The sequence below is a fragment of the Kitasatospora sp. NBC_01250 genome, from assembly GCF_036226465.1.
Taxonomy (GTDB): domain Bacteria; phylum Actinomycetota; class Actinomycetes; order Streptomycetales; family Streptomycetaceae; genus Kitasatospora.
The window spans coordinates 7,220,654-7,243,853 of record NZ_CP108476.1 but is presented as its reverse complement, the minus strand read 5'-3'; the positions used below and the strand labels follow the sequence as shown (position 1 = coordinate 7,243,853).

The following is a 23,200-nucleotide window of genomic DNA, read 5'->3' as shown; positions in this document are numbered from 1 at the left end:
TAGTGATTTGGCGATCCGATGATCGAGTACCTCATCGACCGGCGCAGCGGCGTGGCCGCCTACCTGCAGATCGTGCAGCAGACCAAGCGGGCCCTGCGGCTGGGGCTGCTGCACGCGGGCGACAAACTGCCCACCGCGCGCGAGGTGGTCGAGGCCACCGCGATCAACCCGAACACCGTCCTCAAGGCCTACCGCGAACTCGAACGCGAGGGACTGGCCGAGGGGCGCCGCGGGGTGGGCACCTTCATCCGCCGCTCGCTGCCGGACCCGCGCCGCACCGCCGACTCCGCGCTGAGCGCCGACCTCACCGCCTGGGTCCGCCGGGCCCGCGCCGCCGGCCTCGACCGCGAGGACGCCGCGGCGCTGGTCTCGCTCGCCCTGGAGCACGGCTACGCCGGGCCGCCCGACGCCGCCTGAAGCGGTCCGGCAGCCGCCCGGCGATCCACCGGACCGGCCGTAAAGCAGTACGGGCGGCCCGTTGCGGGCCGATAGACTGGCAGCACAGTTTCGCTCTACCACCAACATGAACGGGAGCATCCCAGGATGGCTCGACACCTGATCACCAGCGCGCTTCCCTATATCAACGGGATCAAGCACCTGGGGAACATGGTGGGGTCCATGCTCCCGGCGGACGTCTACTCCCGGTACCTGCGCCAGCGCGGCCACGAGGTGCTCTACATCTGCGCGACCGACGAGCACGGCACGCCGGCCGAGCTGGCCGCCAAGGCCGCCGGCCAGTCGGTGGCGGACTTCTGCGCCGCCCAGCACGACGCGCAGAAGGCGATCTACGACGGATTCGAGCTCTCCTTCGACTACTTCGGCCGCAGCTCCTCGCAGCAGAACCGGGAGATCACCCAGGAGTTCGCCCGCGAGCTGAAGGCCAACGGCTTCATCGAGGAGCGCGCGATCCGGCAGGTCTACTCGATCGCCGACGGCCGCTTCCTGCCGGACCGCTACATCGAGGGCACCTGCCCGCACTGCGGCTACGACAAGGCCCGCGGCGACCAGTGCGAGAACTGCACCCGCCTGCTGGACCCGACCGACCTGATCAACCCGCGCTCGGCGGTCAGCGGCTCCACCGAGCTGGAGGTCCGCGAGACCACCCACCTCTTCCTGCTGCAGTCCAAGCTGGCCGGCGAGGTCGAGGCCTGGATCGACGAGCACGGCAAGGAGTGGCCGACGCTGGCCTCCTCGATCGCTCGCAAGTGGCTGACCGAGGGCCTCAACGACCGGGCCATCACCCGCGACCTGGACTGGGGCGTGCCGGTGCCGGCCGACACCTGGCCCGCGCTCGCCGCCGAGGGCAAGGTCTTCTACGTCTGGTTCGACGCCCCGATCGAGTACATCGGCGCCACCAAGGAGTGGTCCGACGCCGACCCGGCCAACCGCGACTGGAAGTCCTGGTGGTACGAGGCCGACGACGTGCGCTACACCGAGTTCATGGCCAAGGACAACGTCCCGTTCCACACCGTGATGTTCCCGGCCACCATCATCGGCACCCGGGCGCCGTGGAAGAAGGTCGACTACGTCAAGGCCTTCAACTGGCTGAACTACTACGGCGGCAAGTTCTCCACCAGCCAGCAGCACGGCATCTTCACCAACGCCGCGCTCGAACTGCTGCCGGCCGACTACTGGCGCTACTTCCTGATGGCCAACGCCCCGGAGTCCGACGACACCAGCTTCAGCTGGGAGATCTTCGCCGCCACGGTCAACAAGGACCTGGCCGACACCCTGGGCAACTTCGTCAACCGGGTGCTCTCCTTCTCGCTCAAGCGCTTCGGCGACACCGTCCCGGCGGGCGAGGCGCCGGGCGAGGCCGAGCGGGCGCTGGGTGCGGAGATCGCGGGTCTGCTGGCCGAGTACCAGAACCACCTGGACACCCTGCAGTTCCGCAAGGCGTCCCAGGCGCTGCGTGCGCTGTGGAGCGCGGGCAACGTCTACCTGGAGACCAAGGCCCCCTGGCTGGAGATCAAGACCAACGAGGCCGGCGCCGCGCTCACGCTGCGCACCGCGATGAACCTGATCCACCTGTACGGGGTCATCTCGGCGCCCTTCATCCCGGGCACCAGCGCCGTGATGCGCTCGGCCTTCGCGGGTGCCGAGGCCGGCGACCCGCTGTGGGTGACGGCCGAGCAGGCCGCCGAGCTGGACTTCGTCGCGGCCGGAACCGGCTTCACCATCCCGCCGGTGCTCTTCGCCAAGATCACGGACGAGGACCTGGCGGCCTGGCGCGAGCGGTTCGGCGCGCAGTAGCCCGCCCGGAGCCGTTTCCCCGGGGCCCGGTCACCGCACGGTGGCCGGGCCCCGGCGCTTCAGGAGAGCACCCGGCGCCGGAAGTTGCGCAGCCCCAGGCTCAGGAAGATCACGCAGAACGCGATCAGCACCGGGTAGACCACGTACAGCTGCAGGTGCGAGGCGTCGGTCAGCCCCGCCCGCATGCCCTCGGCGATGTAGATCAGCGGGTTGACCAGCACCAGGGTCTGCAGCCAGGGGAACCCGCCGACCTGCACGGCCCCCAGCTTGGTCCACTGGTAGTAGGTGCCGCCGAGGAAGACCAGCGGCAGCACGATGAAGCCGAACATCAGCCCGATGTTGCGCGGTTCGAAGGTGGTGCCGAGCACCAGCCCGAGCGAGGTCATCGCCAGGCAGGCCAGCGGGATCAGGGTGATCACCACCCACCAGTGCACCGACAGGTGCGCGTGCACCCCCGGCGCGTGCACCACGGCCGCGATCGGGAAGACCAGCACCGCCGAGATCAGCCCCTGGGCCGAGCCGGAGAGCACCCGGGCCACCGCGACCAGCCAGAGCGGGCAGGGTGCCTGCACCCGGTCCTCGATCTCCCGGGTGTAGCCGAACTCCTGGGAGAGCTGGATCGCCACCGACTGGATGCCCTGGAACATGATGGTCACCGCGACCACCCCGGGCACCAGCACGGTGGCGAAGTCGGACTCCCCGCTGCGGCCACCACCCGAGCCCACTCCCTGTCCGATGGTCGGGAAGACGTACAGGAAGACGAAGACCAGCAGCAGCGGCTGCATGACGGTCCGGCCGGCGAACTCGCCGAAGTTCTTGCGCAGCACCAGCAGGTCGCGTTTGATCAGGGCACCGAGCGCCGCCCGGGAGGCGGCGAAGGCCGAGCGCGGCGGGCGGACGCTGATCATGGGCAGGGTCGTGGTGGTCATCAGTCCCGCAGCTCCTTCCCGGTCAGGCTGATGAAGACGGTCTCCAGCGTGGGCTCGGCCACCGACAGGTCGGCCACCTCGAAGCCGCCGGCCTCGGCCGCGCCCAGCACCCGGGGCAGCAGCCGGTTGGCGCCGCCCTTGACCTGGAGCTCCACCCCGCCGGGCAGCAGCCGGGCCCGGTTGACCCCGCCCACCTCGCGGCTGAGCAGCTCGGCCAGCGCGGCCGGCTCCCCCGCGGCCGACACGGTGACCACGGTGTCGGCGTCCACCGCCTGCTTGAGCGCGGCCGGGGTGTCCAGGGCCAGCACCCGGCCGTGGTCGATGATCGCCACCCGGTCGCAGAGCTGGTCGGCCTCGTCCATGTTGTGGGTGGTGAGCAGGATGGTCTGGCCCTCGGCGATCAGCTCGGCCAGGATCTCCCAGAGCGCGAGCCGGCTCTGCGGGTCCAGCCCGGCGGTCGGCTCGTCCAGGAAGAGCACGGCGGGGCGGTGGTAGATCGCCCGGGCCACCATCAACCGCTGGGCCATGCCGCCGGAGAGCGCGAAGACCGAGGCGTCGGCCCAGCGGCCGAGGTGGAAGCGCTCCAGCAGCTCGTCCGCGGTGCGCCGGGCAGCGCGGCCCGCCAGGCCGAAGAGCAGCCCGTGGAAGACGAGGTTCTCCCGCACGGTCAGCGAGCGGTCCAGCGTGTTCTGCTGCGAGACGACCGCGATGACCTGCTTGACCAGCGTCGAGCGGCCGATCACGTCGATCCCGCCGATCCAGGCCCCGCCCGAGGTCGGGACCACCCGGGTGGTGAGCATGCCGACGGTGGTGGTCTTGCCCGCGCCGTTGGGGCCGAGCAGGCCGAACAGCTCACCCCGGTTCACCACGAGGTCGAGCCGGTCCACGGCGGCGACCTCGCTCTTGGGGTAGACCTTGGTCAGCGCCGCCGTCCGGATCACCGCGCCCGCCGCCTCGTCCGGCCCGGGACGCCCGTCCGGCGCGCCAGCCTGCTTCCAGGCCACTGGACACCTCGTTCCTGAGCCCTTCCTCCACGATGCGCCCGGCCGGGGGACCCGGCAAGCAGGAGGCGCGCGGGCGCGCGCCCGGTCCGCGCCCCTGCACACACCGCAGTGCGCCCTAAGTGGGCTTGCACGCCCCCTGGTTGACCCGAGCACGACCCCTTACCGTCGGTAGCGAGCCGCTGACGCCTGGAGGTTGCCGTGACTCCCGACCACCGTGACACGCCCGCCGCCCTCCCGCTGGTCCCCCTGCACTGCCTGCGCGCCATGGAACCCGGACCGCCCACCCGCACCGAACTGCTCACCGGCACCCCGGTCTGGATGGTGCGCCGGCACGCCGACGTCCGCCAGGTGCTCACCGATCCGCGGCTGGGCCGTGCCGAGCTCTACGCCCCGAACGCACCCCTGCTGACCCCGTACCCGAACCTGACGGACGCCCCGGACGGCCTGCTCAACCTGGACGGCCCCGAGCACCAGCGCCTGCGCCGCACCGTGCAGCGGGCCTTCACGCCCCGGGCGATCGCCCGGTGGCGGCCCTGGGTGGCCTTGGTGGTGGAGGAACTGCTCGACGCACTGAGCACCGCCGAGCGCCCGGTGGACCTGGTCGCCGCCGTCGGCAGGCCGCTGCCGGTCGCGGTGATCAGCCGCCTGATGGGCCTGGACGGGGTCGACTTCGAGCGGCTCTCCCGCTGGAGCGACCAGGCGCTGTCGACCAGCGCCTACACCCCGCAGGAGGTCATGACGGCGATGCGGGAGTTCGGCGAGTTCGCCGGGCAGCTGGTGGCCGAGCGCCGCGGCAAGCCGACCGACGACCTGGTGAGTTCGCTGGTCCAGGCGGCCGACCAGGACGGCGAGGTGACGGAGCCGCAGATCGTCACCCTGGTCGTCGGACTGGTGGTGGCCGGTCACGAGACCACCATCACCTCGCTCGGCAACGCGCTGGTGTACCTGCTCGACGAGAACCGCACGGCCTGGCACGCACTGGCGGACAGCGAGGAGCGGGCGGGCGCGGTGGCCGAACAACTGCTGCGCGCAGTGCCGCTCGGCGACCGCAACGTCACGCCGGGCCTGCTGCGCCGGGCGGTCGCGGACGTCGAGATCGGCGGGGTGCTGATCTCGGCCGGCGACGTGGTGGCCGCCGACACCTTCGCCGCCAATCACGACCCCGAGACCTATCCCGGCGACTGGCGCACGAGCCTGTTCGAGCCGCCGGCCACGCCGCACCTGACCTTCGGCGCCGGGCCGCACCACTGCCTGGGCGCCTGGCTGGCCCGGATGGAGCTGGAGCTGGCCCTGCACCGCCTGGCCCGGCGGCTGCCCGGACTGCGGCTGGCGGTGCCGGTCGAGCAGCTCGCCTGGCGCACCGGCCTGCTCACCCGCAGCCCGCAGTCCCTGCCGGTGACCTGGTGAGCGCCGGGCAGGAGGTGGTGGTCTCGGTGGACCGGGCCCGCTGCGTGGGCACCGGACTGTGCGCCGCCACCGCCCCCGCCGACCTCGAACTCGGCCCGGACGGCCGGGCCCGCCCGCGCCGGCCGCGCTCCGACGCGCTGGCGGAGGTCACCGACGCCGCCGAGCTGTGCCCGATGGAGGCGATCGCCGTCCATCGGGCCGGCACCGGCGAACGGGTCGCCCCGCTCTGGTGAACCGGTGGGCGGCGCCCTGTGGTTCAGGGCGCCGCCCACCGGGCAGCTAGCGGAAGTCCGCCCTTGCGTGCGGCGCCTGACGCTGCGCCGGCGGCACGACCGCGGCACGGACCGTCGGCGCCTTGCCGACCGGCAGGTGCGCGGCGCCGCCGACCAGCGGCAGCTGCAGCGAGGAGTCGGCCAGGTCGACGCTCAGGGTCGGCTGGGTGTCCGGCGGGTCGATCAGCCCGTTGTCGGTGCCCGCCACGATCAGCGCCAGCCGGTGCCCGGCCGGCACCACGTGGTCGGTGGCCGCCAGTTGCACGGTCATCCGGTACGGCGTGCCGGGCGTGAGCGCGACCGTGTGGTCCAGCCCCGCGTAGTGCCCCAGGTCCGCCCAACCCCGGCTGAAGACGGTCGCGTCGACCTGGCTGGTGTCCGCGGCCGTGTCCAGGAAGCAGGCGCTGTCACCGGCCGTGCTCTGGCCCCAGCAGGAGCGGGTGGTCAGCGTCTTGATGCCCGCCCCGTCGGCCTGGTAGTTGCGGATGGTGGCCGGACCGAGGTCCACCAGCACCGCACTGAGATGGGCGCTGCTGGTGCTCGACGTCACCGTCAGGCTCACCGAGCCGCTGCCCGAAAGCCGCAGGTCCTTGGTGAGCGCCCCGGTGGTGAAGGCCGTCTTGTCCGGGGTGACCTGGTCGACCTGGGCCGCCCAGGCGTTCTCGTCCTGACTCGGGTCGTCGGTGAAGGAGACCGTCCCGCTGTTCGAGGAGCCGCCCAGCGTGCCGGGGTTGAGGTGCACGGTGCTCTGCACGGTGCCGGGCGCGGGCCAGGTCGCATCGGTGGACCACTGGTCGGGGGCCCGCTCGACGTCGGCCATCGGCGCGTTCTGGATCCCGTTGTCCACGCCCATCAGGTAGTGGTCGAACCAGCTGTGCAGGGTGTCCACCCAGGCGCTGCGCCGGTAGTCGAACGGGTCGACGTGCCCGGTCTGGGAGAGCCAGATCTTGCGCTGCACCCCGTTCGCGGCCAGCGCGTCCCACCACTGCCCGAAGTTGACGGTCCGTACGTTGAGGTCCTGCATCCCGTGCACCACGAAGACGCTGGCCTTCACCTTGGCCGCGTCGGCCACGTAGTCGCGCTGCTGCCACAGCGGCGTCCAGTCGCCGTCGTAGGGGGCGCCGTCGGCGAGCGTGGACTGCTCGGCGGCACAGGTGCTGGTGGTCCCCGGATCCTCGACCAGGCTGGACAGGTCCGCGGGGGTGCCGCCGTAGAGCGGGGCGCCCTGGGAGCGGTAGTAGTCGTACCACGAGCTGATCGCGGAGATCGGCACGATCGTCTTGAGGCCGGCGACCCCGGTGGCCGCCACGCCGTTGGCGATGGTGCCGTCCCAGGACTTGCCGATCATGCCGACCGAGCCGTTGGCCCAGCCGGCCTTGACCGCGCTGCCGCCGGTGCGGGCGCTGTAGCCGGTGGCCCGCCCGTTCAGCCAGTCGATCACGGCCTTCGCGCTGGTCACGTCCGAGGTGCCGCCGACGTCCACGCAGCCGTCCGAGCGGTTGGTGCCCGCCAGGTCGACCAGCACCACCGCGTAGCCGCGCGGGACGAAGTAGTTGTCGTAGTAGAGCGGGAACTGGACCGGACGGCCCTGCGCGTCATAGGTCTTGACCTGGTCCTCGTTGCCGCGCCCGCAGCATTTGTAGTACGGGCTGGCATCCATGATCACGGGTATCTTCTGGCCGGCCGCCGCCGGCTCCTTGGGGCGGATGATGTCGGCGGCCACCCGGTCCCGGTGGCCGTCGCCCTCCCCGTCCAGACCGGTGTCGACCCAGACGGTCTCCCGGACGGCGTTGGCGTAGGAGTAGACGGGCTGGCTGGCACCGTTGTGGACGGTGCCGGCCCAGGCCGCGCCGGCAGGGGCGAGCAGCGCGGCGGCGAATGCGAGCAACACGGTGGCGAGGGCCGCCACCGGACGGATGCGGTGAGATCTCACAAGCGGAGACCGTACCCCGTCATGTCCATGTTGATTCGTCAGGTACAGAACAGAGCCGCGCCGCCGCGCCCGCCCCTCACCCCGGCTGCCGCGCCCCGCCTCACATCAGCGGATAGCTCGGCACCGGCCCGAGTTCGTCGATCTCCCCGTGCGCCTTCTCCAGCAGCTGCCGGGCCAGGTCCTGCAAGGCCCGGGCGGCGGCCACCTCCTCACCCACCCGCAACTGCTCCGGGTCGGCGGGGTGGCGACTGGTGTCGCCGTGCGCCCGCAGCTCCCGTCCGTCCGGCAGTCTGACCAGGGCGGCCGCCCTGGTGTGGCTCTCCTGCTCGGTGAACTCCAGCTCGATGTGCCAACCGACCAGCGTGTGTGTCATCACCGTCACCTCCAGCACTCACCTCCAGGATGCACCCGCCCGGCCTCACCCACAGTGAGCGGCGAACCGACGCTGCGAACCGACCGTCACACGTTCGCACGCTGTGTGGTGGCACGGTCACCGGGCGCAGCGGACGGTGGAGCATGCACCCCCGGATGTTCCCCTGGTCGACGGCCTGTCGGCCCGTCCGTCGTGTGCGAAGGGAACTCAACCATGCGTCGTGTATGTCACCTGGCCGCTGCCACCCTCTCCGCCGCCGCGCTGAGCCTGGCCGCCCCCGCCGTCGCCTTCGCCGACCCCGCCGGCCACGGCAGCCGGCCGGCGACCTCGTCGACCTCCACCACCGATGACGCGAAGAAGGCGCAGGACGGCTACCAGAAGGGCGATGACAAGAAGGGCGACGACAAGCGCGGCGACGACCGCGACAAGGACCGCGACAAGCGCTGGGACGACGGCAGGGACAAGGACAGGGACCAGGACAAGGGCCGCGACGAGGACGGCCGCCGCCCGCACGGTGGTGTGCACACCGGCGGCGGCTTCGCGGCGCTGAACAGCGGCAGCGCGGTCACCGGCGCGGCGCTGCTGGTCGGCGGCCTCGGCGTGGGGGCGCTCGCGCTGCGCCGCCGCCGTCCGAGCGAGTACTGAGCCACCGCTTCCCGCGCGCGCCGTGCCACCGCCCTGTCCCCGGCGGTGGCACGGCGCGCAGGGCGTACCGGCCGCAGCGCAGCGCCGTCCGGCCCGGTACCGCCTCACCCCGCTCGCCCCGCCCCGCAGAAAGGCTCCCCGCCATGGGCAACCACGCCGATCCGAACGGTGACCCGCCCACCACCGAATCGCTCGGCCGCCAGCGTCGCAGCGTGCTGTTCGCCGCCGTGGGCGCCTGCGTGCTCGGCCTGGTGATGATCCGCCACGCCGGCTCGCCGCCCCCGCTCCCGCCGCAGACCAGGGCCGTCGTGGCCGCCTCGCCCAGCGCGAGCGCCACCCCCGTGCAGCGCGCCCCCGTCCGTGTCGTCCCCGACGCGCACCCCGTCCGGCTGACCATCCCGGCCATCGGCGTCAACGCGCCCTTCACCGGCCTCGGCCTGGGCGCGAACGGCGTGCTCAACCCGCCGCCGCCGAACGACACCAACCTGGTCGGCTGGTACCAGGCCGGCACGGTGCCCGGCAACAAGGGCACGGCGATCGTGCTGGGCCACGTCGACACCAAGACGGCGCCCGCCGTCTTCTGGAGCCTGAGCGCGCTCACCAAGGGCGCCACCGTCGACGTGGCCCGGGACGACAAGGTGACCGCAACCTTCACGGTGGACAGCGTGGAGGTCTTCCCCAAGGACCAGTTCCCGGACGACCGGGTCTACGGCAAGTCCCCCAACGCACAGCTGCGCCTGATCACCTGCGGCGGCGTCTACGACCGCAAGCGCGCCGACTACACCGCCAACGTGGTGGTCTTCGCCCACCTCACCGGCTTGCGGGAATCCTGATCGGATCGGCGGACAGCCGCCACCGTCGCCCCATAGTCTGGCGGCTTCTCGCGGTCCCCCCACCGAGGAGGAGCAGGCCCATGGACCCCCTGAGCGCCCGTCAGCCCGCCGTCCCCAGCTGGCTCGCCGACGCCGTCCTCTACCAGATCTACCCGCAGTCCTTCGCCGACTCGAACGGTGACGGCATCGGCGACCTGCCGGGCGTCACCGCCCGCCTGGACCACCTGGCCGCCCTCGGGGTGACGGCCCTGTGGCTCAGCCCGTGCTTCAGCTCCGAGTTCGGCGACGCGGGCTACGACGTGGCCGACTACCTGACCATCGCCCCGCGCTACGGCAGCAACCAGGACCTCGCCGAGCTGGTCCGGGCGGCCGGCGAGCGCGGCATCCGGGTGCTGCTCGACCTGGTGCCCGGCCACACCTCGCACCGCCACCCGTGGTTCCGGCAGGCCGCGCACGACCCCGCCGACGACCGCTACATCTGGTCCGAGCGGATCGCCGCCCCGGTGCACGAGTGGATCCCCAACCAGGGCCGGCGCGGCGGCTTCTACCGGGCCAACTTCTATCCGATCCAGCCCGCCCTCAACTTCGGCTACGCCCGCCCCGACCCGGCCGAGCCCTGGCGCAGCCCGGTGGACGCGCCGGGCCCGCGGGCCAACCGGGCCGCGCTGCGCGAGATCATGGCGCACTGGTTCGCGCTCGGGGTGGCCGGCTTCCGGGTGGACATGGCCGCCTCGCTGGTCAAGGACGACCCCGGGCACCTGGAGACCGCCAAGCTCTGGGGCGAGATGCGCGGCTGGCTGGACCGCGAGCACCCCGACCGGGTGCTGATCGCCGAGTGGGGCGACCCGGCCCGCTCGGTCCCCGCCGGGCTGCACGCGGACTTCTTCCTGCACTTCAACGGGCGCGGGCTGCGCTCGCTGTGGGACAACGGCACCGGCAGCCAGGGCAGCTGGGCGCACGGGGAGCCCTGCTACTTCGACCCGGAGGGCGGCGGCTCGATGGCCGAGTTCCTGACCGCCTGGCGGGACGCCGAGGCCGCGATCGACGGCCGGGGACTGGTGGCCCTGCCCACCGCCAACCACGACTTCTCCCGGCTGTCCTGCGGCCCGCGCACCCGTGAGCAGCTGGCCTGCGCCTTCGCCTTCCTGCTGACCTGGCCCGGCCTGCCGGTGATCTACTACGGCGACGAGATCGGCATGCGCTACGTGCCCGGCCTGCCCGACAAGGAGGGCAGTCAGTTCGGCACCGAGGCGCGCCAGGGCTCGCGCACCCCGATGCAGTGGGACGACAGCCCGGGCGCCGGCTTCTCGGGCGCCCCGCCCGCCGACTTCTACCTGCCGCTGGACCCGGACCCGCAGCGCCCGAGCGTCGCCGCCCAGCGGCCGGATCCCGACTCGCCGCTGAGCCACGTCCGGCGGCTGATCCGGTTGCGCCGCGACACGCCCGAGCTCGGCACGGACTGCACGGTGACCGCGCTCAGCGACGGCTACCCGTTCGCCTATCTGCGCGGCGAGCGCCACCTGGTGGTGGTCAACCCGCGCCGCGCCCCGGCCGCACTGGCCCTGCCGCAGCTCGCGGGGCGTACGGCCGAGCCGCTGCTGGTCCACGGGGTGACGGCCGAGGGCGATCGGGTACGTGCCGAGGGGTTCGCGTACGGGGTCTTCCGCCTCTGACCCGGCGTCACCATCCGCTCGGGTCACCACCGAAGGGCCCACTTCGGCTCGCACGGTGATTCGTCCGTCTTTATGCTGGTTCGCGATGAGTGTGAACCGCCGCAGCATCCTGCGGACCACTGCCCAGCTGGCCACTCTGACCGCGGCCGGCGGCCTGCTCACCGGCTGCGGCCAGGAGGCCGCCACCGGTGGCGGGGCCACCGGCGCGGGCCACCCGGAGCACCCGAGCCCCGCGCCGGGCGCCCCGACGGTGCTGACGCCCAACCGGATCCCGGCCGCGACGCCCAGCGCCGCCGTGAGCGGCTCACCGGCGGCCGCCGGTGCCTCGCCCGGTCCGCCGGACCAGCCGCCGCTGGCCGCAGGCACCCCGGCCGAGGTGATCAGCGGGCCGCCCGACCGCCCGCAGGTCGCGCTGACCTTCCACGGGCAGGGCGACCCGGAGCTGGCCACCGCCCTGCTGACGGCGGCCGAGCAGCACGGCGCCAAGGTCACCGTGCTGGTGGTCGGCAGCTGGCTGGACCAGCAGCCGCAGATGGCCAAGCGGATCCTGGACGGCGGCCACGAGCTGGGCAACCACACCCTCAACCACCTGGACATCTGCTCGCTCTCCGCGGACCAGGCCTACGCCGAGATCGCCGGCTGCGCGGACCGGCTCAAGGAACTGACCGGCTCGATCGGACGGTGGTTCCGCCCCTCGGCCGCGCAGTTCGCCACCGCCCGGGTGAAGGCCCAGGCCCGCAAGGCGGGCTACGAGCACTGCCTCTCCTACGACCTGGACCCGCGCGACTACGCCGACCCGGGGGCGGAGGTGATCCAGCGCCGGATGCTCGGCTCGATCAAGCCCGGTTCGATCGTCGCCCTGCACATGGGCCACCAGGGCACGGTGGACGCGCTGCCGGCCGTTCTGGAGGCGCTCCAGCAGCGCGGCCTGAGCGCGGTGACGGCCAGTCAGCTCTGCTCGTGACCCGCTCCGGTACCGCTGGTCGCGCTCAGAGCGTGGCCCGGAAGTGGGCCAGCACCCGGTCCAGCGCGGCTGTCACGGTGGCCTCGTCGTCGTAGAAGTCGAACTGCGTGCCCGGCAGCCAGTGCAGTTCCTTGGGCGCACCCAACTCCGCGTGGAACCGCTCGGCGCCGGCCGGGATCGCGGCGTCGCGGCTGTGCACCAGGACGGTCGGCACCGTGACGCCCGGGACGGCCGCGAACGCGTCGAAGCCGAGCCAGCCCAGCCAACCCATTTCGGCGAACCGGTTGGTCCACTGCGGGAGGCCGCCCCTGGACTCGTCCAGGTAGTAGTCGAACGCGCCGACCATGGCCGCCCGTTGGTCGTCCCGGCTGACCGCGGGCACATAGCGCACCTCGCCGCTCTCCCGGTACCGCACCGCGGCCTCGGCGCCCCGCTCGCGCCGCGCCGCGACCTGCTCGGCCCCGCCGTAGAGCTCCAGCAGCAGCTCGTCGTCGTGCAGCCAGGGCGCGACCATCGCCAGCGAGCGCAGGCCCGCGCCGCGGGCGGCGGCAGCGGCGCTGTACCCGGCACCGGCACAGATGCCGAGCGCGCCGACCCGGTCGGCGGCCACGTCCTCGCGCGAACGCAGGTAGTCGACGGCGGCGGCGATGTCGATGCTCTTGCGCTCGGGCTCCTCAAGTTCGCGGGGGGCGCCGCCCGACTCGCCGTAGCCGTGGAAGTCGAAGGCGAGCGCCCGGAATCCGGCCTCGGCGAGCCGCTCGGCGTAGCCTCCCGCCATCTGCTCCTTGACCGTCGTCCAAGATCCCGAGACCACCACGGCCGGCCCTGGCCGGGCACTGCGCTCGGCGGCCGGATGGAAGAGGTTGCCGACGAGTTCACCGCCGGAACCGGTAAAGACGATCTTCTCAAGCTCGGTACGGTCTGCCACGGAACTCTCCTTCACAGGGCGGGCTGGTGAGAGCGACCGGGCCGCTGGCACCTCACCCGCCGGCCGGGGAACGTCAGCATAGGCAAGACGCTCGACGAACTGTCAAGGACGCCAAACCACCCACCGTCAGCGGAAGTTGACCGGAGAAGCGGAGCACGCCCAGCCGGTTCCAAGCGCCGCGGGACGGCCCTTTCAGGGCGAGTTGCCTGCCCAGTTGACCTGTACGCGACGGCGAACGGGGCGAACCGGGGCCGCCCCGGGTCAAGAGTTGACCAAGTATCAGGCAGCTTCAGCCACAGGCGACTTGACCGGAGCCGGCAGCACGCCGGCCACTACTACGGTAGGTTCCACCGCCCGGCCGCCCCGCTGCCCCGCTGCCCGGGCCGGCCCTCAGGCCAGCGGATCGCCCGGGCCGTACGGCCGCAGCCGCAGGGTCCGGGCGTCGGCCGCCCGGATCTCGGCGGCCTGCGCCACCAGGTTCTCCAGGTTGTCCTGTCCGGCGTGCAGGAACCGACCGTGCAGGGCGTCGAACCGCCCGCGCGCGGTGTCGACCGCGATGGCGGCCAGGTAGGGCAGGCTGTTCCACTCCTTCATCCCGGCGAACCGCGGCATCCTGGCGGTCATGTCGGTGGGCGAGGGCCCCGGGCTGATGTCGAGCACCACCACACCGTGCGCCGAGAGCGAGTCGGCGATGTTGCCGGAGAGCTGCAGCAGCGCGCCCTTGGAGGTGGCGTAGGCGGTGTAGTTGCTGTCCCGGCCCACCGCCAGGCCGGAGTTGAGGTTGAGCACCCGCCCGCGCCGGCGCGCCACCATGCCGGGCAGCACGCAGCGCAGCAGGTTGGCCGGGCCGCGCAGGTTGACCTCCACCACCTGCCACCACTGCCCGAGGTCCGCCTCCCAGAACGGCACCTCGGCCTGGTCGATCTGCCCGGCGTTGTTGACCAGCAGATCCACCGGGCCCAGGTCCCGCTCGACGCTGCGCACCGCCTCGCGCACCGCGCCGGGCCGCGCCACGTCCGCCGGCACCGCCACGCCCTTGGCGCCGATCCGCACGCAGGCCTTGAGCGTGTCGGTGAGCGTGTCCCGGGTGCGGCCGACCAGCCCCACCGCCATGCCCTCGGCCGCCAGGCCGAGCGCGATCGCCCGGCCGAGCCCTCGCCCCGCGCCGGTGACCAGCGCCACCTGTCCCGCCAGCGAACCGCCGCGCATCACAGCTCCCTCTGCCCCGTCATCCGCCTGAGCCGTCCGGCCCGGCCCTGTCGGACAGCATGCTGGCTGCACCCGCCCGGACCGCCTCGGCCACACGGCGGGAGGACACGGCTCATGCGAACGGCGTAGCCGGTTTCGCGGGGCCCCCGAGCCTTGATCTACCGGCAAGTAGTAACGTCGAGCGACATGGGCGGCGACCCCGCCCGGCTGGTAACCCGGGAAAGGCAAGTTCAGTGAGCGACATCGCGCGCGTCGGAGTGGTCGGCTGCGGACTCATGGGATCGGGGATCGCCGAGGTCTTCGCCCGGGCAGGGCTGGACGTGCTGGTCTCGGAGGCCACCGGCGAGGCCCTGGAGCTGGGCCGCACCCGGCTGACCAACTCGCTGGAGACCGCCGTCAAGCGCGGCAAGCTCACCGAGGAGCAGCGCGAGCAGGCGCTGGCCCGGCTGAACTTCACCACCGACCTGGCCGACTTCGCGGACCGCGACCTGGTGGTCGAGGCGGTCGCGGAGCGCGAGGACATCAAGATCCAGATCTTCCAGACCCTGGACCAGGTGGTGCGCCGGCGCGACGCGATCCTCGCCTCCAACACCTCCTCGATCCCGATCGTCAAGCTGGCCGCGGCCACCTCCCGCCCCGAGCAGGTGATCGGCCTGCACTTCTTCAACCCCGCCCCCGTGCAGCGCCTGGTCGAGGTGATCCCCACCCTGACCACCTCCGCCGAGACCACCACCCGGGTGGAGACCTTCGCCATCCAGGTCCTGGACAAGGAGCCGATCCGCGCCCGCGACCGGGCCGGCTTCGTGGTCAACGCCCTGCTCGTCCCCTACCTGCTCTCGGCGGTGCGGATGTTCGAGACCGGCGTGGCCACCGCCGCCGACATCGACAAGGGCATGGAGGCCGGCTGCGCCCACCCGATGGGCCCGCTGCGCCTGTGCGACCTGATCGGCCTGGACACCATCGCCTCGATCGCGGAGTCGATGTACGCCGAGTACAAGGAGCCCCTCTACGCGGCCCCGCCGGTCCTCTCCCGGATGGTCGACGCGGGCCTGCTCGGCCGCAAGTCCGGCCGCGGCTTCTACGACTACTCGGCCGCCGTCTGAGCCGACCGGCCCGCTCCCGCAACGCCTCGGCCCGTCAGCCCGTCAGCCCTCGGTGAACGAAGCACCCGGCGCGGACCGCGCCGATCTAGGCTGCGGACATGGATCTCGTGGAGGTACTCCCCCAGCTGCACCTGCTCCGCTTCGACGTCGGCCAGGCCTACCTGTGGAGTGACGCCGACGCGCTCACCCTGATCGACGCGGGGCCGGGCGGCTCGGCCCCCGCGATCGCCGAGGCGGTGCGCTCCCTCGGGCGCCGGCCCGGCGACATCCAGCGGATCATCATCACCCACGGCCACGAGGACCACGTCGGCGGCGCCGCCGAGGCGGCCGGCTGGGGTGACGCGCTGGTGCTGGCCGGCGCCGCGGACGCGGCCGTGATCCGGGGTGAACGCCCGGCCGCGGAGCCGGTGTTCGTCGCCGACTGGGAGCGCGAGCTGCGGGCGAGCCTGCCGCCGCTGCCCGCGGTCGACCCGGTGCGGGTCGACCGCGAGCTGCACGAGGGGGACACCGTCGACTTCGGCGGCGGCGCCCAGGTGTTCGCCGTCCCCGGCCACACCGACGGCAGCATCGCGATCTACCTGCCCGGCCCGCGGGTGCTCTTCACCGGGGACACCATCGCCAACGTCGGGAACGACGCCCGGCTGGGCGTGTTCAACACCGATCCCGAACGCGCCGCCGAATCCCTGGCCCGGCAGGCCGAGTTGGACACCGAGACGGCCTGCTTCGGGCACGGCGAGGCGATGGTCACCGGAGCCGCCGAGCGCCTGCGCCGGCTGGTGGGCTGAGACGCGGACGGCGGGAGCCGGTGGCCGCACGGCCACCGGCTCCCGCCGCACCAGCTCCCGGCTACGCCCCGCGCAGCACCGCGCCGGTGCGCGCCAGCGCGGCGGCCACCGCGCTCTCGCGCGCCGCCGAGGCCTCGTCGGCCGTCAGCGTGCGGTCGGTGGCCCGGAAGCGCAGCGCGTAGGCCAGCGACTTCTTGCCCTCGCCCACCTGCTCGCCGGTGAAGACGTCGAACAGCCGGATCGCCTCCAGGAGTTCGCCCGCGCCCTCGCGCAGCGCGGCCTCCACCTCGGCGGCCGGCACCGCGGCGTCCACGATCAGCGCCACGTCCTGGGTGGCGACCGGGTAGCCGGAGACCGCCGGGCCCTCGACCGTCCGCTCACCGTCGGCGCTCAGCAGGTCGAGGTCGATCTCGGCGACCGCGGTGCGCTCGGGCAGGTGCAGCGCCTTGATCACCCGCGGGTGCAGCTCGCCGGCGTGGCCGACCACCCGGTCGGTGCCGGCCACCAGCAGCTCGGCGCAGCGGCCCGGGTGCCAGGGCGCGTACTGGCCCTGACGGACCGTCAGCTCCACACCGGCCGCGCGCGCCACCGTGCGGGCCGCCTCGACGGCGTCCGCCCAGCTCGCCTGCGCGCCCTTGCCCCACCAGCCGGAGGGCAGCCGCTCCCCGGCCAGCGCGACGGCCACCCGCAGCGGCTGGCGCGGCAGCGCGGCGTTCAGCGCGGCGATCTCCTCGTCGCTCGGCCGGCGGTCGATCGCAGGCCGGGGGGCGACCTGCTGCTCGGCCTCGGGCAGGAAGACCAGACCGGTCTCGAAGATCGCCAGGTCGGTGTTGCCGCGCCCGATGTTGCGCCGCAGGGCGCCGAGCAGGCCCGGCAGCAGCGTGGTGCGCAGCGCCGGCTCCTCGTCGTTCAGCGGGTTGACCAGCTTGACGGTGCGCCGGCGCACGTCGTCCGCGTCCAGGCCGAGGCCGTCGAAGGCCGCCGCGCCGAGGAACGGGTAGTTGTGCACCTCGGCGTAGCCGGCGCCGGCCAGCGCCACGCCCACCCGGCGGTGCCGGCGCTGGGCGGCGGTGAGCCCCTGGCCCGGCGGCACGGTGGGCATCCGGACGGGGACGTTGTCGTAGCCCTCCAGCCGGATCACCTCCTCCGCCAGGTCGTTGGGGTCGGTCAGGTCGGGGCGCCAGGTCGGCGGGGTGACCTCCAGCAGGTCGGCGCCCGCCACCGAGCAGCCCACCTCCTGCAGCCGGCGGGTGACGGTCTCGCGGCCGTACACCATGCCCGCCACCTTGTCCGGCAGGTCGGCGGCGATGGTGATGGTGCGCACCGGGTGCGGGGCGGCGATGTCGGTCACCCCGGCCTCGGCGGTGCCACCGGCGATCAGCACCAGCAGGTCGACGGCGCGCTGCGCGGCGGCCCGGGCGGCCTCGGGGTCCACGCCGCGCTCGAAGCGCTTGGAGGCCTCGGAGGGCAGCTTGTGCCGCTTGGCGGTGCGGGCGATGGAGACCGGGTCGAAGTGCGCCGCCTCGATGATCACCTCGGTGGAGCCGGTGACCTCGCCGGTCTCCGGGTCCGTCACCGGGTCGATGATCTCGGTGGAGGCGCCGCCCATGACCCCGGCCAGGCCGATCGGCCCGGAGTTGTCGCAGATCAGCAGGTCCTCGGTGGACAGTTCGCGCTTGGCGCCGTCCAGCGTGGTCAGCCGCTCCCCGGCGAGCGCGCGGCGCACCTGGATCGGGCCGTCCACCCGGCCGCGGTCGTAGGCGTGCAGCGGCTGGCCGACCTCCAGCATCACGTAGTTGGTGATGTCGACGGTCAGCGAGATCGGACGGACGTGCATCTTCTGCAGGCGGCGCTGCAGCCAGATCGGCGACTTGGCGCCCGGGTCGATGCCGGTCACGGTGCGGGCCACGAAGCGGTCGCAGCCGGCCGGGTCGGCGACCTTGACCAGGTAGCCGAAGGAGTTGGCCGGCGGCACGTCCAGCAGCGCCGGGTCGGCCAGCGGCAGCCCGTACGCGGCGGCGGCCTCGCGGGCCACGCCGCGCATCGACAGGCAGTAGCCGCGGTCGGGGGTGACCGCGATGTCGAGCACCTCGTCGACCAGCTCCAGCAGCTCGATGGCGTCGGTGCCGGGCTCGTAGTGCTCGGGCAGCACGATGATGCCGTCGTGATCGTCGCCCATGCCGAGCTCGCGGGCCGAGCAGATCATGCCGGCCGAGGTCTGGCCGTAGGTCTGGCGGGCCGCGATCGGGAACGGGCCGGGCAGCACGGCACCGGGCAGCACCACGACGACCTTGTCGCCGACCTTGAAATTGCGGGCGCCGCAGACGATCTCCTGCGGCTCACCGGTGCCGTTGGCGTCGCCGACGTTGACGAAGCAGTGCCGGATCGGCTTCTTGAAGCCGGTCAGCTCCTCGATCGACAGCACCTCGCCGACCACCAGCGGGCCCTTGAGGTCGGCGCCGAGCTGCTCGACGGTCTCGACCTCCAGGCCTGCCCGGATCAGCTTCTCGGCCAGCTCCCGACCGGTCACACCGGCGGGCAGGTCGACGTACTCGCGCAGCCAGGAAAGCGGGACGCGCATCAGATCTCCATCCCGAACGGGAGAGTGAAACGCACGTCACCCTCGACCATGTCGCGCATGTCCGCGACGTTGTGACGGTTCATCAGGATCCGCTCCAGGCCCAGGCCGAAGGCGAATCCGCTGTAGCGCTCGGGGTCCACCCCGGCGGCGACGAGCACCCGCGGGTTGACCACGCCGCAGCCGCCCAGCTCGATCCAGCCCTCGGAGGAGCAGGTGCGGCACGGCGCGTCCGGGTTGCCCACGCTGGCGCCCCGGCAGACGAAGCACTCCAGGTCCACCTCGGCGCTCGGCTCGGTGAACGGGAAGTACGAGGGCCGCCAGCGCAGCTCCAGCTCGTCCCCGATCAGCTTGCTGACCAGCAGCTCGATGGTGCCCTTGAGGTCGGCGAAGGTGATGCCCTCGTCGACCGCGATGCCCTCGACCTGGCGGAAGACCGGGGTGTGGGTCGCGTCCAGCTCGTCGGTGCGGTAGACCCGGCCGACCGAGACGGCGTACAGCGGCGGCTGCTTGTCGAGCATCGCGCGGATCTGCACCGGCGAGGTCTGGGTGCGCAGCACCATGCCCGAGTCGGGCGAGCCGTCGCCGGCGGCGACGAAGAAGGTGTCCTGCATCGAGCGCGCGGGGTGGTCGGGGCCCAGGTTGAGCGCGTCGAAGTTGAGCCACTCGGCCTCGACCTCGGGACCCGAGGCGATGCTGTAGCCCATCGCGACGAAGGTGTCCTCGATCCGCTCGGCCAGCGTGGTCAGCGGGTGCCGGGCACCGCGCGGGGCGCGGTCGTAGGGCAGCGTGACGTCCACCGCCTCCTCGACCAGCACGCGCGCGTCGCGCTCGGCCTCCAGCTCCGTCTGACGCTTCGCCAACGCCTGGTTGACCGCGCCGCGGGCCTGGCCGATCAGCTTGCCGGCCGCGGCCTTGGCCTGCGGCGGCAGCGCGCCGATCTCGCGGTTGGCCAGCGAGAGCGCGGAGCGGTCGCCGGTGTGCGCGACCTTGGCCTGCTTCAGCTCCTCCAGGCTGGTGGCGGCGGCGAAGGCCGCGACGGCCTCGTCCCGGGCACGCTCGACCTCTTCCGGCTTCAATGCCTCAACCTCTACCGGGTCGTAGGACTTGTTGGGTGCCGACATCTCTATCTTTCCCGTGCTCCTGCTCGTCCGTGCTCGGATATGCAACCGCGGATACGCAACCGCCACGCCCTGCGTGGCCGGACAGCGGGCAGGCAGACCCCGCCGGTTCGGGCGGGGAGGGTGTCCGCGGCTCGGCCGCACGGGGCGTTACACCAGGTCGAGTGTAGTCGCAGGGCGCACACCGCCTGGTTTTCGGCCGGTCGCAACAGCCCGCCGGGCCCCTGGCAGGTCTGTGGTCAGACCATGAAGTCGGGCACCCCGGCGGGCAGGATAAATCGGAACCGGGCGCCGCCACCGGGCGCGCGGTCGATCCGGATCGTCCCGCCGTGCGCCTCGACGATGCCCTTGACGATGTAGAGGCCCAGGCCGGTGCCGCCGCGCTTGCTGCCGCGCCAGAAGCGGGTGAAGACGCGCGGCATCGACTCCTCCGGGATGCCGCTGCCCTCGTCGCTCACGGTGACCGCCGTTCCTTCCACGATCCGGGGCGGGGTGCCCGGGTGCTCCCAACTGGCGGCCTCGACGATCTCCTTCGCGGGCGCCACCTCGATGGTGACAGTTCCCTCGCCGTGCCGCACCGCGTTTTCCAGCAGGTTGGCGAGCACCTGGTCGATCTTGTCCGGGTCCGCCCACTGCTGCGGCAGGTCCTCGGCGAGCCTGATGTCGAAGCGCTCGGGCGCGATCCCGGCGGCCACCTTGCCCTCCACGTGCCGGCGCACCGCTGCCGCCAGGTCCACCACCTGCTTGCGCACCTCCAGCCGGCCCGCGTCGATCCGGGAGATGTCCAGCAGCTCGGCGATCAGCCGGGTGACCCGGTCGGCGTCCGAGTTCACCGTCTCCAGCATCAGCCGCTTCTGCCCGTCGGTGAACCGCTCCCACTTGTTCAGCAGGGTCGCGGTGAAACCCTTGACGCTGGTCAGCGGGGAGCGCAGCTCGTGCGCCACGGTGGCGATCAGCTCGGCGTGCGCGCGCTCGGTGCGCCGACGGGCCTCGGTGCCGCGCAGCGCGACCACCAGCTGGCGCAGCGGGCCGCGCGGGCGCTCGCGCAGGTAGGAGGCGGAGACCAGCAGCTCGCGGTTGGCACCGGCCAGCAGCAGGTTGCGCTCGGGCTGGCGGGTGCGGATGGCCAGCCCGCCGTACGGGTCGGTCAGCTGCCACCAGCGGCGGCCGTCCAAGTCCTCCAGCGGCAGCGCCTCGGCCAGCGGGCGGCCGAGCGCGGCGGGCCCGCTGATGCCGGTCAGCCGGGCGGCGGCGCGGTTGAAGCAGACCACCAGGCCGGCCCGGTCGGCGATCACCAGGCCGTCCGGCAGCTCGTCCGGGTCCAGCGGTGGGGCAGCCGGCACGGCCAGCCGCCAGTCCTCGCCGCCGACCATGAGAGCCCTCCCGATCCGCCGATCCGTGCGCCGCGCCCCCTTGGCGGACCGCACACCCGACCGGACCCCTGGCCCAGCCCGGCCCCCGCCCGGCCCGGCCCCCGTCAGGAGGACCGTGTTGTCAGACTGACCCTAGCGCTCCGTACCCGGCTCGCGACAGCCTGCGGGCGAACGCTGTGCGCGAGCGGAGGCGTAGAGGCACACGGCGGCGGCGGTGGCGAGGTTGAGGCTCTCGGCGTGACCGTGGATGGGCACGCGCACCACCTCGTCGGCGAGCGCGCGGGTCTGCTCCGGCAGCCCCCAGGCCTCGTTGCCGAAGATCCAGGCGCTCGGGGCACCCAGCGTGCCCTCGTCCAGCTCCTGGTCCAGGTCCCGCTCCCCCGCCCCGTCGGCGGCCAGCACCCGCACGCCGTCGGCCTTGAGCTCGGCCACCACTTGCTCGATCGGCACCCCGACGGCGACCGGCAGGTGGAAGAGGCTGCCGACCGAGGCGCGCACGGCCTTGGGGTTGTAGAGGTCGACCGAGGCGTCGGTCAGCACCACGGCGTCCGCACCGGCCGCGTCCGCGGTGCGCAGCACGGTCCCGGCGTTGCCGGGGTCGCGGACGTTGGCCAGCACCGCGACGAGCTTGGGACGAGCCTTCAGCACCTCGGCGAAGGGGGTGTCCAGGAAGCGGCAGAGCGCCACGATGCCCTGCGGGGTGACGGTGTCGCAGATGTCGGCGATCACCTCGTCGGTGGCGGTCAGCACCGGCAGGTCCGCCGCCCGGGCGGCAGCGACGATCTCGCCGTGCCGCTCGGCGGCCTCCGGCGTGAGGTAGATCTCCACCACCGCGTGCTCCCGCCCGCCCGGCAGCAGCCCGTAGGCGATCGCCTCGCGGACCGCCTGCGGGCCCTCGGCCAGGAAGCGGCGGTCCTTGCCGCGCTGGGCGCGCCGCGCCAGCTTGCGGGCGGCGATCACCCGCGGCGAGCGGAGCGAGCTGAGCTGGGGAGTGTCGGTGCTGGCCATGGTCACTTTCGACGGGGTGGGCAAGCGGGTCCGCGGGGACCTTCAAAAAGACCCGCAGGCTCGCGAGGAGCCTGCGGGTCCGGGTACTGCGGTGGATCAGGCGGCGTCAGCGGCGACCTTCGGCGCGTTGACGTCGGTCGGCAGCGCCTTCTGGGCGGCCTCGACCAGCGCGGCGAACGCGTTGGCGTCGTTCACGGCGAGCTCGGCCAGCATCTTGCGGTCGATCTCGATGCTGGCGGCCTTGAGGCCCTGCACGAAGCGGTTGTAGGTCATGCCGTTGGCACGGGCCGCAGCGTTGATGCGCTGGATCCAGAGCTGACGGAAGTCGCCCTTGCGCTTCTTGCGGTCGTTGTAGTTGTAAACGAGCGAGTGGGTGACCTGCTCCTTGGCCTTGCGGTACAGGCGCGACCGCTGGCCGCGGTAACCGCTGGCCCGCTCAAGGATGACCCGGCGCTTCTTGTGGGCGTTCACTGCCCGCTTGACGCGTGCCACTTCATTACTCCTAGGGGTTGGACCACGGACTACTTCACGTGGTCCGTCAATCGAATCGGTCGGAAAGGATCAGCCGGGCTCCGCGGCCGGCAGGGCCGCGGCGGGCGATCACTTACCGAGAAGCTTCTTGATCGTCTTGGTGTCGCCGGGGGCCATCTCGGCGGTGCCGGTCAGACGGCGGGTCACCCTGGAGGACTTGTGCTCCAGGAGGTGGCGCTTGCCAGCGCGCTCGCGGAGCACCTTGCCAGAGCCCGTGATCTTGAAGCGCTTGCTGGCGCCACTGTGCGTCTTCTGCTTCGGCATGTCGCCGTATCTCC

The 23,200-nt window shown here is 72.8% G+C and carries 21 protein-coding genes and 1 pseudogene; 10 read left to right on the top strand and 12 right to left on the bottom strand.

Annotated elements, in window-relative coordinates; translation table 11 throughout:
- The first annotated feature begins 18 nt into the window (after positions 1–18).
- Both OG500_RS30690 and metG read left to right on the top strand, forming a co-directional pair.
- The gene (locus OG500_RS30690) at positions 19–417 is read left to right on the top strand and encodes a GntR family transcriptional regulator (protein WP_327070084.1); all 399 of its coding nucleotides are present in this window, start codon (positions 19–21) and stop codon (positions 415–417) included.
- A gap of 105 nt (positions 418–522) precedes the next feature.
- Positions 523–2,253, top strand: a pseudogene (gene metG, locus OG500_RS30685) (methionine--tRNA ligase); the annotation flags it as partial.
- Positions 2,254–2,312: 59 nt separating this feature from the next.
- Here the strand turns inward: metG and OG500_RS30680 are convergent.
- The gene (locus OG500_RS30680) at positions 2,313–3,182 is read right to left on the bottom strand and encodes an ABC transporter permease (RefSeq protein ID WP_327070083.1); all 870 of its coding nucleotides are present in this window, start codon (positions 3,180–3,182) and stop codon (positions 2,313–2,315) included.
- The gene (locus tag OG500_RS30675; protein WP_329584749.1) at positions 3,182–4,186 is read right to left on the bottom strand and encodes an ATP-binding cassette domain-containing protein; all 1,005 of its coding nucleotides are present in this window, start codon (positions 4,184–4,186) and stop codon (positions 3,182–3,184) included. Before OG500_RS30675 ends, OG500_RS30680 begins: the two co-directional genes overlap by 1 nt.
- 198 nt (positions 4,187–4,384) lie before the next feature.
- Between OG500_RS30675 and OG500_RS30670 the strand changes: the two genes are divergently transcribed.
- Both OG500_RS30670 and OG500_RS30665 read left to right on the top strand, forming a co-directional pair.
- On the top strand, positions 4,385–5,593 hold the full coding sequence (locus OG500_RS30670; protein WP_442907080.1) for a cytochrome P450: 1,209 nt from the start codon (positions 4,385–4,387) through the stop codon (positions 5,591–5,593).
- A complete protein-coding gene (locus OG500_RS30665) occupies positions 5,590–5,826 on the top strand; it encodes a ferredoxin (RefSeq protein WP_327070081.1) in 237 nt (78 codons plus the stop codon). Before OG500_RS30670 ends, OG500_RS30665 begins: the two co-directional genes overlap by 4 nt.
- A gap of 46 nt (positions 5,827–5,872) precedes the next feature.
- On the opposite strand, the gene OG500_RS30660 is transcribed toward OG500_RS30665, so the two are convergent.
- Together OG500_RS30660 and OG500_RS30655 are read right to left on the bottom strand one after the other, a co-directional pair.
- Positions 5,873–7,798: a Xaa-Pro dipeptidyl-peptidase gene (locus OG500_RS30660; RefSeq protein ID WP_327070080.1), complete on the bottom strand. Its 1,926-nt coding sequence runs from the start codon at positions 7,796–7,798 to the stop codon at positions 5,873–5,875.
- Between the two features lie 100 nt (positions 7,799–7,898).
- Complete coding sequence (locus OG500_RS30655) at positions 7,899–8,171, bottom strand: DUF1876 domain-containing protein (RefSeq protein WP_327070079.1); 273 nt, start codon at positions 8,169–8,171, stop codon at positions 7,899–7,901.
- Positions 8,172–8,384: 213 nt separating this feature from the next.
- Here OG500_RS30655 and OG500_RS30650 point away from each other — a divergent pair, with 213 nt between their 5' ends.
- The 4 genes from OG500_RS30650 (at position 8,385) to OG500_RS30635 (ending at position 12,286) form a co-directional block, all read left to right on the top strand.
- Positions 8,385–8,816: a hypothetical protein gene (locus OG500_RS30650; protein ID WP_329584743.1), complete on the top strand. Its 432-nt coding sequence runs from the start codon at positions 8,385–8,387 to the stop codon at positions 8,814–8,816.
- A 143-nt stretch (positions 8,817–8,959) separates the two neighbouring features.
- Positions 8,960–9,649, top strand: coding sequence for a class F sortase (locus OG500_RS30645; protein WP_327070077.1), 690 nt, complete (start codon positions 8,960–8,962; stop codon positions 9,647–9,649).
- An 80-nt stretch (positions 9,650–9,729) separates the two neighbouring features.
- Positions 9,730–11,322: an alpha-amylase family glycosyl hydrolase gene (locus OG500_RS30640; protein WP_327070076.1), complete on the top strand. Its 1,593-nt coding sequence runs from the start codon at positions 9,730–9,732 to the stop codon at positions 11,320–11,322.
- 85 nt (positions 11,323–11,407) lie between these two features.
- Positions 11,408–12,286, top strand: coding sequence for a polysaccharide deacetylase family protein (locus OG500_RS30635; protein WP_329584738.1), 879 nt, complete (start codon positions 11,408–11,410; stop codon positions 12,284–12,286).
- Between the two features lie 25 nt (positions 12,287–12,311).
- On the opposite strand, the gene OG500_RS30630 is transcribed toward OG500_RS30635, so the two are convergent.
- Complete coding sequence (locus OG500_RS30630; protein WP_329584735.1) at positions 12,312–13,214, bottom strand: alpha/beta hydrolase; 903 nt, start codon at positions 13,212–13,214, stop codon at positions 12,312–12,314.
- Positions 13,215–13,604: 390 nt separating this feature from the next.
- Positions 13,605–14,423 (bottom strand): SDR family NAD(P)-dependent oxidoreductase, encoded by an 819-nt coding sequence (locus OG500_RS30625; protein ID WP_327070073.1) that lies wholly within the window; start codon positions 14,421–14,423, stop codon positions 13,605–13,607.
- A gap of 233 nt (positions 14,424–14,656) precedes the next feature.
- Between OG500_RS30625 and OG500_RS30620 the strand changes: the two genes are divergently transcribed.
- Positions 14,657–15,526, top strand: coding sequence for a 3-hydroxybutyryl-CoA dehydrogenase (locus tag OG500_RS30620; protein WP_327070072.1), 870 nt, complete (start codon positions 14,657–14,659; stop codon positions 15,524–15,526).
- Positions 15,527–15,624: 98 nt separating this feature from the next.
- Positions 15,625–16,311: an MBL fold metallo-hydrolase gene (locus OG500_RS30615; RefSeq protein WP_327070071.1), complete on the top strand. Its 687-nt coding sequence runs from the start codon at positions 15,625–15,627 to the stop codon at positions 16,309–16,311.
- A 61-nt stretch (positions 16,312–16,372) separates the two neighbouring features.
- Here OG500_RS30615 and pheT read toward each other — a convergent pair whose 3' ends face one another.
- The 6 genes from pheT to rpmI form a co-directional block, all read right to left on the bottom strand.
- A complete protein-coding gene (pheT, locus tag OG500_RS30610) occupies positions 16,373–18,892 on the bottom strand; it encodes a phenylalanine--tRNA ligase subunit beta (RefSeq protein ID WP_329584729.1) in 2,520 nt (839 codons plus the stop codon).
- Positions 18,892–20,013, bottom strand: a complete 1,122-nt coding sequence (pheS, locus tag OG500_RS30605; RefSeq protein WP_327070069.1) for a phenylalanine--tRNA ligase subunit alpha — start codon at positions 20,011–20,013, stop codon at positions 18,892–18,894. Before pheS ends, pheT begins: the two co-directional genes overlap by 1 nt.
- 236 nt (positions 20,014–20,249) lie before the next feature.
- Positions 20,250–21,383: a sensor histidine kinase gene (locus tag OG500_RS30600; protein ID WP_327070068.1), complete on the bottom strand. Its 1,134-nt coding sequence runs from the start codon at positions 21,381–21,383 to the stop codon at positions 20,250–20,252.
- Positions 21,384–21,515: 132 nt separating this feature from the next.
- Positions 21,516–22,391: a TrmH family RNA methyltransferase gene (locus tag OG500_RS30595; RefSeq protein WP_327070067.1), complete on the bottom strand. Its 876-nt coding sequence runs from the start codon at positions 22,389–22,391 to the stop codon at positions 21,516–21,518.
- 96 nt (positions 22,392–22,487) lie between these two features.
- Positions 22,488–22,883, bottom strand: coding sequence for a 50S ribosomal protein L20 (gene rplT, locus OG500_RS30590; RefSeq protein ID WP_327070066.1), 396 nt, complete (start codon positions 22,881–22,883; stop codon positions 22,488–22,490).
- Between the two features lie 108 nt (positions 22,884–22,991).
- A complete protein-coding gene (rpmI, locus tag OG500_RS30585; RefSeq protein ID WP_184934509.1) occupies positions 22,992–23,186 on the bottom strand; it encodes a 50S ribosomal protein L35 in 195 nt (64 codons plus the stop codon).
- Between the last annotated feature and the right edge of the window lie 14 nt (positions 23,187–23,200).